General features: G+C 52.4%; 13 protein-coding genes. 4 read left to right on the plus strand and 9 right to left on the minus strand.

Annotation, left to right across the window (positions count from 1 at the left end; all coding sequences use genetic code 11):
• Nucleotides 1-17: 17 nt before the first annotated feature.
• The 5 genes from EVJ30_RS09725 to EVJ30_RS09745 form a co-directional block, all read right to left on the minus strand.
• The gene (locus EVJ30_RS09725) at nucleotides 18-512 is read right to left on the minus strand and encodes a hypothetical protein (protein ID WP_131457834.1); all 495 of its coding nucleotides are present in this window, start codon (nucleotides 510-512) and stop codon (nucleotides 18-20) included.
• Nucleotides 509-2,026, minus strand: a complete 1,518-nt coding sequence (locus EVJ30_RS09730; RefSeq protein WP_131457835.1) for a GGDEF domain-containing protein — start codon at nucleotides 2,024-2,026, stop codon at nucleotides 509-511. Before EVJ30_RS09730 ends, EVJ30_RS09725 begins: the two co-directional genes overlap by 4 nt.
• Before the next feature lie 353 nt (nucleotides 2,027-2,379).
• Complete coding sequence (locus EVJ30_RS09735) at nucleotides 2,380-3,120, minus strand: AAA family ATPase (RefSeq protein WP_131468929.1); 741 nt, start codon at nucleotides 3,118-3,120, stop codon at nucleotides 2,380-2,382.
• Complete coding sequence (locus EVJ30_RS09740) at nucleotides 3,111-4,379, minus strand: HAMP domain-containing sensor histidine kinase (RefSeq protein WP_131468920.1); 1,269 nt, start codon at nucleotides 4,377-4,379, stop codon at nucleotides 3,111-3,113. Before EVJ30_RS09740 ends, EVJ30_RS09735 begins: the two co-directional genes overlap by 10 nt.
• Complete coding sequence (locus EVJ30_RS09745; protein WP_131457837.1) at nucleotides 4,379-5,026, minus strand: response regulator transcription factor; 648 nt, start codon at nucleotides 5,024-5,026, stop codon at nucleotides 4,379-4,381. The genes EVJ30_RS09740 and EVJ30_RS09745 overlap by 1 nt, the downstream gene beginning before the upstream one ends.
• Before the next feature lie 143 nt (nucleotides 5,027-5,169).
• Here EVJ30_RS09745 and EVJ30_RS09750 point away from each other — a divergent pair, with 143 nt between their 5' ends.
• Nucleotides 5,170-5,742 (plus strand): hypothetical protein, encoded by a 573-nt coding sequence (locus EVJ30_RS09750; RefSeq protein ID WP_131468922.1) that lies wholly within the window; start codon nucleotides 5,170-5,172, stop codon nucleotides 5,740-5,742.
• A gap of 31 nt (nucleotides 5,743-5,773) precedes the next feature.
• Here the strand turns inward: EVJ30_RS09750 and EVJ30_RS09755 are convergent, their stop codons facing one another.
• Both EVJ30_RS09755 and EVJ30_RS09760 read right to left on the minus strand, forming a co-directional pair.
• Nucleotides 5,774-6,481, minus strand: a complete 708-nt coding sequence (locus EVJ30_RS09755) for a hypothetical protein (protein WP_131468924.1) — start codon at nucleotides 6,479-6,481, stop codon at nucleotides 5,774-5,776.
• A 94-nt stretch (nucleotides 6,482-6,575) separates the two neighbouring features.
• Nucleotides 6,576-8,486, minus strand: a complete 1,911-nt coding sequence (locus EVJ30_RS09760; RefSeq protein ID WP_131468927.1) for an endonuclease MutS2 — start codon at nucleotides 8,484-8,486, stop codon at nucleotides 6,576-6,578.
• A gap of 476 nt (nucleotides 8,487-8,962) precedes the next feature.
• On the opposite strand from EVJ30_RS09760, the gene EVJ30_RS09765 reads away from it, so the two are divergent.
• The 3 genes from EVJ30_RS09765 to nagE are packed head-to-tail and all read left to right on the plus strand — an operon-like array spanning nucleotide 8,963 to nucleotide 11,785.
• Nucleotides 8,963-9,433, plus strand: coding sequence for a PTS sugar transporter subunit IIA (locus EVJ30_RS09765; RefSeq protein ID WP_236636077.1), 471 nt, complete (start codon nucleotides 8,963-8,965; stop codon nucleotides 9,431-9,433).
• Nucleotides 9,434-9,452: 19 nt separating this feature from the next.
• Entirely contained in the window at nucleotides 9,453-10,301 is an 849-nt protein-coding gene (locus EVJ30_RS09770) for a PRD domain-containing protein (RefSeq protein ID WP_131457841.1), read from the plus strand.
• Nucleotides 10,298-11,785: an N-acetylglucosamine-specific PTS transporter subunit IIBC gene (gene nagE / locus EVJ30_RS09775; RefSeq protein ID WP_131457842.1), complete on the plus strand. Its 1,488-nt coding sequence runs from the start codon at nucleotides 10,298-10,300 to the stop codon at nucleotides 11,783-11,785. Before EVJ30_RS09770 ends, nagE begins: the two co-directional genes overlap by 4 nt.
• Before the next feature lie 36 nt (nucleotides 11,786-11,821).
• On the opposite strand, the gene htpX is transcribed toward nagE, so the two are convergent.
• Both htpX and EVJ30_RS09785 read right to left on the minus strand, forming a co-directional pair.
• On the minus strand, nucleotides 11,822-12,703 hold the full coding sequence (gene htpX / locus EVJ30_RS09780; RefSeq protein ID WP_236634042.1) for a zinc metalloprotease HtpX: 882 nt from the start codon (nucleotides 12,701-12,703) through the stop codon (nucleotides 11,822-11,824).
• 21 nt (nucleotides 12,704-12,724) lie between these two features.
• Nucleotides 12,725-13,273, minus strand: coding sequence for a LemA family protein (locus EVJ30_RS09785; protein WP_131457844.1), 549 nt, complete (start codon nucleotides 13,271-13,273; stop codon nucleotides 12,725-12,727).
• Nucleotides 13,274-13,287 lie beyond the last annotated feature (14 nt).

The raw sequence follows: 13,287 nt of genomic DNA on the forward strand, positions 1-13,287 counted from the left end.
TGAAGGAACCCTGTTTTCTATTGTCTGATGCGGTCCTCATGCAAGTGGTGATACACCTCGTCCCGGATGGCTTGGAGCGTCCGATCATGAACAATCACGTGGGCGCGAATGATGCGGTTCGTCCGCTCATCGATTTTCCGCGTCTCTAGATAGCGATCTAAGATCGGTAAACTGAAGTCATCGATTGGCAAATACGTAATCGGGATCACTTCCTGTCCCGATTTAACGGAGACTTGTATCCCGTTCACGTCAGGAAAGAAGTGCGACTCGTAATACGGCTCGATGATGAGCTCGTCTTTCATCGCGTCCCTTACTTCGGGAATTGTCGTCGGCAAGGCAATAAAGTACACCATCTGATCAAACGAGAACGAGACGTCTTGTAACGAAACGTGCAATGCCGCCGCCTCACGCTTGGCGATGTGACGTAAGATGAATAGATAGCAAGGTCGGCTCGACAGCAGTATGGTCCCAACAAAGGCGACCGCCATCATCATGACGCTAAACTCACTCATAGCACCACCCCTTCCCAGCGACAGACTTGATTTTTCCCGCGTGACTTGGCCGCATAAAGCGCCTGGTCCGCACATTCAATCAACTGTTCGACCGTCTGATCACGAAGCGTATGCTTCGAGGCGACGCCAAAACTGAGCGTCAACTGCCCGCCCGGTTGTTGATTCCCGTGCGTGAATGTTGTACCGAGCACGGCTGAACGAATCGTTTCGGCCACGTGCGTCGCTCCGATCTCATCGAATTGCGGGAGCAAAACGACAAACTCTTCGCCGCCGAACCGATACGCCATCTGTTCATCGGGTACACTTCGGCGAATGACGCTCGCGAGTCGCGTCAACAGTTCGTTCCCCGCCAAATGGCCGTTCGTATCGTTATAATGTTTGAAGTGGTCGATGTCCATGACGATGAGCGACAGTTCGTCTTCATCACACTCGCGGAACAATACATCCAAATCTTGCTCGAACGAGCGATGGTTCTTCAAACGAGTCAGTCCGTCACGGAGCGCGAGCGTCTCAATCCGTTGATAAAGCGTCGTCTGATGCAACGCAAGCGATGCTTGTTCCGCGATGGGCCGAACCCCATCGATTTTTTGAGGGGTGATCGGCTTCTTGTTGACGACGTTATCGATGACGAGCAATCCGTACGGGATACCTTGATGATGTAACGGGAAAATTGTGCACTCGTCCATCTGTAACTCTGTATGTAATAGTCGTAGGACCGCATCATCGGTGATGCTCGCATAGACGTGTTGGGGTCGGCCCGAGTCGAGTGTCTGTTTAAACACATGATTGGAATTAAATGGGAACGTCATTTTACGAATCCGTTCGTTCAATGGCTCATCGTGTGTCGAGTCCGTCTCTTTCTCGTCAATTAAATCTTGAAGGTCATAATGTTGCCGTGTGATTTCTTCCCAAATTTGGTACCCTTCCTCGGGATTCATCGGTCCCGTCCCCATGACGCCGTAAATGCTGTCTTTTTCCGGGTCGGCAAAAAAGATGATTGAGCGGTTGAAGCCGAGCCCATGACCTGCCGTCACCGATGTCAAAATCGTCTGTAGGAGACGGTCCGGGTCGAGCGTATCTTGCATCGTGAAGCTGACTTCACGAAACACGTTCAATTGACGAGAGCTTGTCGTCAACATCCGTAACCGATCCGATCGTTCCCGTTTCAATTGTTTAATATAACCGAACAAGAGCGCGGCACCGAGTCCGAAAAAGATATAACTGAGCAACAACGGAAACGATAAGTTTCCTGATTGGCTATAGACGAGCAACCAACCGACAAGAGTCGCGGTCACCATGCCCGTCCATTGAAAACAGATGAGGCCGGTCGCGATGAGCAGCAGCACTGACCAATGTAAATCATAAAAGTCGAACAGAATCCCATGCCAAATCACGACAAGGCTACTCGCCCCAACGAGTAGCCAACGGTTCAAAGATGGGGTCGTCATCAAGCGCAGTACGTTGATGACGAGTGTGATCAGGACGATGCCAACAATCAATAAACCGTATACCATCGCTACCCCTCATTTCGTCAATAATCATCTCTACACGTCTATTATAGAGCGATTATTCAAACGTGGGACAGTTTCCGCCCAATCACTGACCAAACTTTTAAGTTTCTTGAAAGATTTCCCAATAGACTTCAACGTTTGTTTTACATCATTATTTCGTGTACTTCAGCACAGTAACGTGAAATGATGGAAGCAATTAACCGAATCAAGTGAGGTGGAAACCTAATGGATTTTTGGATAGACACGCTCTCATCGATCGGGACGTACATGCTGATCGCTGCCGGTGTCAGCGTCGCGATCATTTTGTTGCGGAAAATCACGAAGTCATAACAAAAGGCGGCCACGGCCGCCTTTTGTTAGTCAAATAAAATCCGTTGCATCCGTTCCGGCGCTGCTAAAAAGTCGCGCATGACCCGGACGTGTTCGAGTTCATCGAACGTCGTCGGCGCGAGCCCCGCCTCGACTTCCAAAATCGCCGCGTCAGGGTACGACATGAGAATCGGTGAATGACTCGCGATGATGAATTGACTCCCGGCCTGCACGAGCTCATGCATCCGGGCGAGCATCGTCAATTGACGCATCGGCGACAACGCGGCCTCCGGCTCGTCTAAAATATAGAGGCCCGCGCCCCGGAAACGGTGGAGCATGAGCGACAAGAACGCTTCCCCGTGTGACTGCTCATGGAGCGAGCGACCACCATACGATTGATAAAACCGCTCAGGGTCTGGACTCAAGCGCGCTATTTCGTCCACGTAACTTGATAGCTGATACGCCGTCTCGGCCCGGAGGAAAAAACCGTCCTTCGGGCGATACGCACTACGAATCGGGCGCAACGCCTCGAACAGCGGGCTATGCGTCGACTCGGTCTCAAAGCGGAACGTCGTCGCCCCGCCTTCCGGATTGAATCCGGCGGCAATCGCCATCCCTTCGATCAACGTCGACTTGCCGCTGCCGTTTTCCCCGACTAAAAACGTGACCGGCTTCGTCAACGTCAATTCGTCAAACGCTTCAAAAATCGGGAGCGAAAACGGATACCCTGGCGTTTCGATCCGATCTCGTTCTAAGCGGACACCTCGTAAAAATAAGTTCAATCCCATTCGATCCAAAAAATCGCCCCCTCGTTTGATTCGACCCCGTAATTGAGTTGCTGCGCTTCAAGCAACAACTTGTTGATGGCGAGTCCAAGACCGTGTCCGTTCGACCGATCACCTTTGACGTACATATCCCATACGCTCGCACGCATCCTATCATCGAGCCCCGGACCTTGATCCTCGATCTCGAGTCGGTTTCCGACAATTCTGATTGTGATGACGCCACCGTCGGGACTCACCTGGTAGGCGTTATGAAGAAAGTTGGACAACACCCGTTCCATCGCCGTTTGGTCGGCTTGTAGCGTGACTGCTTCGAGTTCGAGTTGGACGGTGACTTGTTTATGCCGGAACCAGTCTTCCATTCGTGCCACCGTCTCACGAACGAGTCCGTCCAATCGGATCGGCTCGATTTGAAGCGGCAGACTTCGTGACGATAACTTCGAGTACTCGAGCATCTGCGTGACGAGACGATCGATCCGGTCAACTTCTTCGGTCATGCTTCGTCCTGTCGATGAGACGTCTTCTGGCTTGACGACGCCGAGCTCGAGCATCTCTGCCTCGTTGCGAACGATGGCGAGCGGTGTCCGAACATCGTGTGTGACCCCAGAGATGAACGTCTTTTGCAGCGTCTCTTTTTCTTGAAGCGCACGATTCATCTGATCGACCGCTTCCGTCAAATCACCGATTTCATCGTCTGTGACCGGCGGCAAGTTGATTGTGTGTGTTCCTGCCATGATCGCCGTTGCCGCTTGTTTCAATTGGACGAGCGGTGACGTCAAGCGCCGACCCATCCAATACGTCACGCCTATCGCCGCGACGAGGGCGAGCAGGAAGCCACTCCCGAGAATCATATAGATTTGACGGAACTGGGGATTCGCTAGCGGCGCATTCGTATACGTCACGATTTGAATGTCTCCTTCTTCTCGTAAAAACGTCAAGAGACGCGTCCCGTTTACGCTGACTTGATCGCGTTCTACCAATGCGTCCGGGTTCAGCGTCGGTGTCATCTGTCGCCGCATCCGTCCGCCTCGGTCAAGATCGATCGGTTCGCCGTCTTGAAACACGAGGACGTTAAGCTGTCCCGGTATGCCTCGCCCTTCAGCTAACGCGTCATAGACGATGTCCGCTTCACGCTCGAGCTGGGCGTAGCTTTCCGTCTCGGCAAAGCGGCCGATCAAGAGCGACGTGAGCCCGAACGTGAGCACGGCCATGACCACGAGCGGGAGAATGGCGGTCCACAACAACTTTTTCATCAACCGGTTCATCACACGTCCTCCAATCGATAACCGACCCGATGCACCGTCTTCAACTGCCGTTTGATCGTCTTGGACTTGTCGCGGAGCTGTTTAACGTGCGTGTCGACCGTCCTCGTGTCACCGACGAACGTATAGTCCCACACGTCGTCGAGCAATCGGTTCCGGTCAAGCGCTTCCCCGATATGCTTCATGAAATAGAGCAGCAGTTCGTACTCCTTATTGGCCAATCGAATCGATTTCCCGTCTTCCGTCACCGTCCGTGATTTTTCATCAACTTTCAGATCGCCGAACACGATGCCATCCGTCTGCTTGACGAGACGCTTCAATCGAATCTCGAGCTCTTTCAAGACGATCGGTTTGACCAAATAGTCGTCAGCACCGAGCTCAAGACCGAACACTCGGTCATCGGCTTCCCCGCGTGCCGTCGTCAACACGATGGCCGGCCGCGGCTGAAGTGTCTGTAATCTCGGAATGAGCGTCCATCCTTCTCCGTCCGGCAGGCGAACGTCGAGCAGGACCGCATCGAACGGCTGATCAAGCAGTCGTTTCGCCTCGGCGAGTGTCCCCGCCACGCTGACAGTAAAGCCCGCGTACGTCAAAAAACGGGCCATCCCGTCCGCTAGCTTCTGTTCATCTTCCACTACGAGCACGTTCATCTGTATCGCCTCCACTCCCATTATATCGCATCAAGAAAGCATCCCATCGTTTCCCAAATACAATTTGCAAAAACCTTGCAACTCCCTCACAACTTGCCGGCGGGCAAGATTTACACTTGAGGTAGTAAAAGGAGGAGATACACATGAAATCATCAAAAATAGCACTCGCTTTGGCCGGTCTGCTTGCCGTCTCGGGCACAGGCGTCTACGCAGCCACAAACGAGACGACGACAACTGAAACGACAGAATCGACGGAAGCTTCGACGCAATGCGAACGCGGTGAACGTGGTGAACGCGGCATGTTCGGAGACCGGGCAGCCGGACAAGCGGCGTTGCTTGAGGCGTTCGGTTTGACCGAAGCCGAGGTCGAAGCGGCACGTGAAGAAGGACAGTCGCTTCCTGAGCTCGCGGAAGAGAAAGGCATCACGGTCGACGCATTCATTGACGCGATCATCGCCTCACACGAAGTGAAACTTGATGCAGCGGTCGAGAACGGTAATTTGACGCAAGCGGAAGCCGACGCGATTTTAGCTGAACATGAGGAGCGATTCGCCGACGTGACAAGCTATGACGACCTAGACATGCAAGGACCGGGAGGGAGAGGTCGACACGGTCACGGGTCGCATCACGGTGGCCAATTCGGTGGTCCAAACCAAGACGACAATACACCTTCAACAGATGACAATGTAGAAAATCAGAGTACAAATTCACTGTAAGCAAAAAGGCAACCAAATCTCGGTTGCCTTTTCATATGGCCAATAAAAGTAACGCGTATCCGATGAGCCCGACGGCAAAGGCACGAAAACTGCTGTCACGCTCTTCGGGTAACTCTTCTTTCATAACGTTCAAGATGATGCCACCGGCCAAAAAGGCGACAATCATCGACAGCGTGACTTCATGAAGCGCTGAAAACGCCCCAACACTCCAGCCGACGAGCACCGCGAGTGAAAGCAACAACCGTCCCCGCTCGTCATATAACTGTTGATGGTGGTGTCTCAACCCTTGATCGACCGTGATGAAATGAATCCCTAACGCGAGAAAGTAGAGCGTCATCGCCCATATCGTGTCGAACTCACTCTCTGCGAGCACATACCCGATGCTAAAGTTGTAAAAGATGAACAGCGCCATATGAATCCAAAACACGCTTCCTTCATCTCGTTTTTTCATTTGGGATGCCAGCCGCTCTAATCCGTAAAAAACGGCCAAACCGAACATACTAACGATGAGGATATGGTTCTCGATCGAGGCGAACAGGCCGCTCCCGAGATGTCCTTCGAGTTCGCGTTGGTATTCATTCAGTTCAGGCAAGAGATGCAAGAACACGTAAGCGACAGCGACGCCACCGGCGAGCGACAAGAAGCGGCTCCGTGGCGTCTCGCGCACGTGAATCAGTTGACCTGAAAAGTAGTGGATCAAGGCAAATCCGATGGCAAACAACAAACTTAACCAAAACATCTAGTCCACCTCCGACACATTACCCGACAGCCGGACGTTTCGTCATGACTCTCGGTCCTTGGTCCTTACCCGAGCGCTGGCGGTCATACACTTTTTAGTCTCCACGTTCGGCGCGTTGCCGTGCCCGAATCTCTTTTTCAACACGACGCAACGCTTTCTTCGAGCCACGCTCAAAATCATGCGCCTCTTTGCGCTCTCGATAGTCTACGAACAACGTCTCTAAGTCATAACCCGCCGGATAGAGATCAACCGCCTGCGCTTCAAGCCGGACGCGTCGCAACGGATGGTCGCTGAACGTCCCTTCTGCATAAACCGTGACATGTCGCCCAGAATCGTCCGTCGCATAGACGAGCCCGACTTGATTCGTCTCGAGTAACCGGACGCGATCTCCTTTTTCAAATTGCTGGATCAGTTCCGGTTTCGCATTCACCACTTCTTGTGTCAGCTTCGAAGTGTCGACGAGTGTCTGGTCATATACTTTTTCTTTCATATAACGTGACGCCTGTTTCAAAATCGCTTCAGGCAGCTTCATTTTCCGGGCAATGAACAACGCGTTGCTGTCACCGGACTGACCGATCAACAACCGATACTTCGGCTCGAGCGTGTCCGGGTCGAACTGCATCGCCGCGTTCATGAAGTCCGGATGCGCCTCGGAATACGCTTTGATTTCCCCGTAATGGGTCGAGGCGACGACGAGACAGCCGCGCTTGTACGCCTCTTCTAAAATCGCGATGGCGAGCGCCGCGCCTTCGTTCGGTTCGGTCCCACTCCCAATTTCGTCAAATAAGAGCAGCGATCGCTTGCCGGCCCGCTGCATGATCGTCGCCACGTTGTTCATGTGGGCCGAGAACGTGCTGAGGGCAGAACCCATGTCTTGATTGTCACCGATATCGACGAACACGTCGTCAAACGTCGAGATGTCAGTATCAGGATGGGTCGGAATGTGCAGGCCGCTCATCGTCATTAAAGTAAGCAAGCCGATCGTTTTCAAGACGACCGTTTTCCCGCCGGCGTTCGGTCCGGTGATGATGAGTCCGCGGTACGTCTCGCCGAGCGAGAAGTCGAGCGGGACCGCCCCATCAAGCAACGGGTGCCGGACTTGTCGCAAACGAATTTTCCCGGTCCCGTTCACGCGTGGCGAAATTCCTTCGATCGTCTGGCTATACTTCCCTTTGGCGAATACCATGTCGTACTGGGCGATGACGTCGAGCGTCGTCTCAATCGCCGGTAACGCTTCGGCTACCATACCGGTCAGCGTCGCGAGCACTTGATAGATTTCAACCGCTTCCTCGGTCCGTTTGACGGCGAGTTCCGCGTTCAGCTTGCTGATCGCTTCCGGCTCGATGAACACGGTCGTCCCCCGGTTCGACGTATCGATGATCGTCCCGGCGACTTTATGTTTGTACGACGCCTTGATTGGGATCGTGAATCGGTCCTGCTTCTTCGTCACAAACGCGTCTTGAATCGCTTCACGGTTGGCCGCGCTCTTCAAAAATTTAGTCAACCGCTCCTCGATCCGTCCTTCGAGAATATCGATTTGCTTCCGAGTCCGTTTCAGTTCTTTTGACGCCTCATCGACGACGCGTCCGGCCCGGATCGACCGAACGATTTCTTCTTCGATCGAGCGCCTTTCACTCATCTCGTCCGCGTACAGAGATAACAACGGTGCAAAGAACGTCTGCTCGGCCATGAATCGTTTCAGTTTGCGGGCTCCGCGGAAAAATTCAGCGACGGCTTCAAGTTCACCCGCTTCGAGCTGGATGCCACGACTGATTTTCCCGATGAGCGGTTCCATGTCGGACACCCCGATGAACGGGACGTGCGACGAGGCGTCTAGGATCGCTCGTGCCTCCGACGTCTCTTGCAGTCGTTTCTTCACCGTCTGTAGATGGCTCGTCGGTTGTTGATTTCTGAGCAACTTGCGACCGAACCCGCTGATGCAGTAGCGTTCGACTCGTTGGATGAGTTCAGTATATTGTAGTTTTTCTAACGTTTGTTCGTTCATGGTGATCTCTCCTTAAAATAGGGTGGAGATACCGCGCAAACAAAAAGCGTCGGTCGATGACGACCAACGCAAAAAGACAGACCGGTGTCTGGCAGTTTATGATGGGCGGTATCCGTAACAGAACATGAAGGCATGACAAAAACACGCGTCATCCTACATTTTTCAGTTCGTTAGGCAGATACGACCTCACTCATCAACATGCAACACCTTTCACTTAAGATTCGTTTTCACTATACAACAAATTTCAGAATAAGTACATTTTTTAGAGAGCGCTTACAAATTAGGTCTTGTCTTCTTTTAGATAGCGTGCTATGTTGAGACAGAAGAAACAAATATTGATCACATGTGACTGATTCGATCAGGCATGGGGTAAGACGAAAGGCTCACGCCACCCGTCTATACTCCATGCCTGTTTTGTTTTTTCACAATCATTTTCGTAGGGAAAGGATGAAGTGAACATGTTATTGAATAAGTGGATGAAGCGACATACACTGACACTTTATGCACCCATGGAAGGAGACATCATTCCACTTGAGCAAGTGGCCGACCCCGTCTTCAGCGAGAAGATGATGGGCGACGGAATCGCCATTAAGCCGACAAACGGGACAGTCGTCGCACCGGCTAATGGAACGATCGTCCAAATCGCACCGACGAAGCACGCCATCGGCATCCGGACGGAAGACGGAGCTGAGATTTTGATTCACGTCGGGTTAGACACGGTCGAACTTTCAGGAGACCCGTTCACAGTCCACGTCACTGTCGGTGACCATGTTGACGTCGGACATCCTTTGTTGACAGCGGACTTGAAGCAGATTAATCAAGCCGGGAAGGACACGGTCACTCCGATGATTGTCACGAACGGAAGCGAGCTGCCAAATCCTTACTCGTTCCACGCAGGTGGCCCCTCGCTTTCCGGAAAGACTGTCGTCGCTCAAGCGGAACAATGACTCCTCGATAGGAGGACACATGTTAAAAATTAAAAAGATTTTAAACAACAACGCGGTCATCGTCTCGGACGAAGGTGAAGAAAAGATCGCCATCGGACCCGGCGTCGCGTTTAAAAAAGGGCGCAACGACATCGTCAACCCGCACAAAATCGAAAAACTTTTCGTCATGTCGGAAAACGATAAGTTTCAACAACTCCTCAGCCGTATCCCGGTCGAGCACTTCACGATTTCCGAAGAAATTATCACGCATGCGGAGAAGCGGCTCGAGACGACGTTCAATGAGCATATCCACGTCGTTTTGACCGATCATATCTCATTCGCCATCGAGCGTGAAGAAGAAGGAATCTCACTTCGGAACAAGCTGTTGAATGAGATCAAAATCTTGTATCGCAACGAATATGAAATCGGACTGTGGGCGCTGCAACTAATCGAGGACAAAATCGGATTGAAGATGCCGAAAGACGAAGCGGCTTTCATCGCGCTCCATATCCATACACTCAAAGTGAAAGGAGGTGATTTGCGCAAGACGGTCAAACAGACGACGATCGTAAGAGACATGATTCAATCGATTTCACGACGACTCGACCTATCTATCGAAGAAGATGACTTATCCTATCAACGCTTATTAACCCATTTACGATTCGTCATGGATCGGGTCAACCATTACGATCATCACACGATCGACGAGGACATGCTTCGGATGATTCAAACAAAATTCTCGTCCGCTTACGCGTGTGCGTCTGACGTCGCAACTGAAATGGAAAACTTATACGGCATCGTCTTGCCCGAGTCAGAGCTTGGTTACATCACGCTCCACATTCAACGCCTGCAAGATCAACACCATCAAAAAGGAGGACATTTACAATGATGAACTTTTTACAACGTCTCGGACGTTCGCTCATGTTGCCGGTTGCGGTACTTCCTGCAGCGGCCATCCTCATGGGCATCGGTTACTGGATCGACCCAGTCGGCTGGGGTTCTGAAAACATCGCCGCCGCCTTCCTCATTAAAGCCGGTGCAGCCATCATCGATAACATTCCAATTCTCTTCGCTGTCGGGGTCGCCCTCGGTATGGCGAAAAACCGTGACGGCTCGGCCGCTCTCAGTGGTCTCGTCGCTTTCCTCACGGTCACGACATTGTTGTCTTCCGCGACAGTCGCCCTGTTCCAAGGAATCGACGTCACTGAAGTCAACCCAGCATTCGGTCGGATCGCCAACGCGTTCGTCGGTATCTTGTCAGGTATCGTCGCTGCTCAAATGTATAACCGCTTCAGCCATGTGAAGCTCCCGGACGCGCTCGCCTTCTTCAGCGGCAAACGTCTCGTGCCAATCATGACGGCGTTCGCCATGATTGTCGTCTCGGTCGCACTTTACTTCGTCTGGCCGGTCGTCTACACAGGACTCGTCGGATTCGGTGAAACAATTTCGAAAATGGGGGCGATCGGGGCTGGACTTTACGGATTCTTCAACCGTCTATTGATCCCGACAGGTCTTCACCACGCCCTCAACTCGGTATTTTGGTTTGACGTTGCCGGCATCAACGATATCGGTAACTTCTGGTCCGGTGAAGGTGAGAAAGGGATCACTGGACGCTATCAAGCTGGATTCTTCCCGATCATGATGTTCGGTCTCCCGGCAGCAGCACTCGCGATGTATCACACTGCGAAAACGAAACGTAAAAAACAAGCGGCCTCGCTCCTTCTCGCCGCAGCGTTCGCTTCATTCTTCACAGGTGTCACGGAACCGCTCGAGTTCTCGTTCATGTTCCTCGCACCAGTTCTTTACCTTGTCCATGCTGTGTTGACAGGCGTGTCACTCTTTATCGCTGCCACGTTCCAATGGACGGCCGGGTTCGGCTTCAGTGCCGGTCTCGTCGACTTCGTCCTCAGCTCACGGCTACCGCTTGCGAACCAGCCGTACATGTTGCTCGTCCAAGGCCTCGTCTTCGGTGCCATCTACTACACGATCTTCCGCTTCATGATCGTCAAACTTAACTTGGCAACGCCAGGTCGCGAGTCGGACGAAGCAGTTGATGCGGTCGCGACAGAAACAGCGCCTGAAGGTGACACGAAAACGGCACCAGTCGCAGCAGGTGGTCAGTACTCTGCGATGGCAGCCATGATTTATGACGGTCTCGGTGGTGACCAAAACGTCACCGGTATCGAATCGTGTGTCACACGTCTCCGTGTCGACGTCAAAGACATGGAGACGGTCGATCAAACGCAAATTAAGAAAGCGGGCATCCCAGGAATTAAAGTCGTCAGCCCGAACCATATTCAAGTCATCGTCGGGACGAACGTTCAATTCGTCCTCGAAGAGATTGAAAAACTCCGGAGCAACCGCGCCGGATGACGAACGAAAGCCACCTCCATAGCGAGGTGGCTTTTTTTACATGCTTCGCAGTCTGGCAATCCGTTCAGCCGGATTCGGGTGTGTCGAGAACAGCCCACTCAGCTTTTTCTTCATAGGGTCCGAAAAATAAAGTGATGCCGACGCCCGTGACGCCTCTTTCACTGGCGTTTTGACGTTAGCGATTTTCTCGAGCGCCGAAGCGAGTGCGTCCGGGTTCCGCGTCAACTCGGCCCCGCTCGCATCAGCCAAAAACTCACGATTTCGCGAGATAGCAAGGTTGACGAGCGTCGCGATGATCGGGGCTAAAATCAACAGGACGAGCCCGACGATCATAAAGATCGGATTTTGGTTGTTGTCGCGCCGTCCACCGATACTTCGGAAAAACAGCATCCGTGAGCCGATGTCACTCATGATGGCGATGACGGAGACGAGGGCGAGCGTCACCGTCGCCAGGCGGACGTCATAATTTTTAATATGCGCAACTTCGTGGGCGATGACACCTTCGAGTTCTTCACGGGTCAACTGGTCCATTAAACCGGTTGTCACGGCGACCGCGGCCTTCTCGGGTTTGAGCCCGGTCGCGAACGCGTTCGGTGACGCGTCATTGATGATGAAGATCCGTGGCATCGGGACACGGGCGACCATCGCCATGTTCTCGACCGTGTGCCATAAGAAACGATGTTGTTCAACCGATGTGATCTCTTGGGCGTGATTCATCTTCATGACGATATTCGTGCTCGACATGATGACGATCCCGATGTAAAACAACGAGAACACCGGAGTAAAGATGAGCCCTGGGAGCGGATCGCCATAGTTCAAATACGAGATGACAACCCCGACGGCTAAGACGAGGAGGACGAATCCGGCCACGATGAACACGGTTTTAATCTTATTCTTGCGGATTTGTTCATACAGAATCATCGTCGCCACTCCAATCCATTAGAATGAGACGCGAACGTTCTCGCGTTCTTCTTCTCGCGCCTCGAGCATGTCGCGTTTTTCGAACTTATGGACGGAAGCGATGATGTTCGTCGGGACCGATTCGATTTTCGTATTGTATTTCATGACCGTATTGTTATACAGCTGTCGCGAGTAAGCGACTTTGTTCTCTGTCTGCGTCAGCTCTTCTTGAAGCATCATAAAGTTCTCGTTCGCTTTCAAGTCCGGATACGCCTCGCGCAGCGCGAACAAGTTTTTGAGCGCACCGCTCAGTTGATCGTTCACTTCCATCTGTTCTTGACGGCTCGTCTTCGAGCCAAGCTGGTTTCGTAGCTCGACGACTTTCGTGAGCGTCTCTTGTTCATGCTTCGCGTATCCTTTCACCGTCTCGACCAAGTTCGGGATCAAGTCGTAACGGCGTTTCAGCTGAACATCGATCTGCGCCCACGACTCGTCGACCCAGTTTCGATATTTGATGAGCCCGTTGTACATCGAAAAATAGATGACCGCCAAGACGGCGATGATACCAATTGCGATAATCCAACCCATTTCAACACCTCATT

Source organism: Exiguobacterium sp. SH5S13 (assembly GCF_004337085.1).
Lineage (GTDB): Bacteria > Bacillota > Bacilli > Exiguobacteriales > Exiguobacteriaceae > Exiguobacterium > Exiguobacterium aurantiacum_A.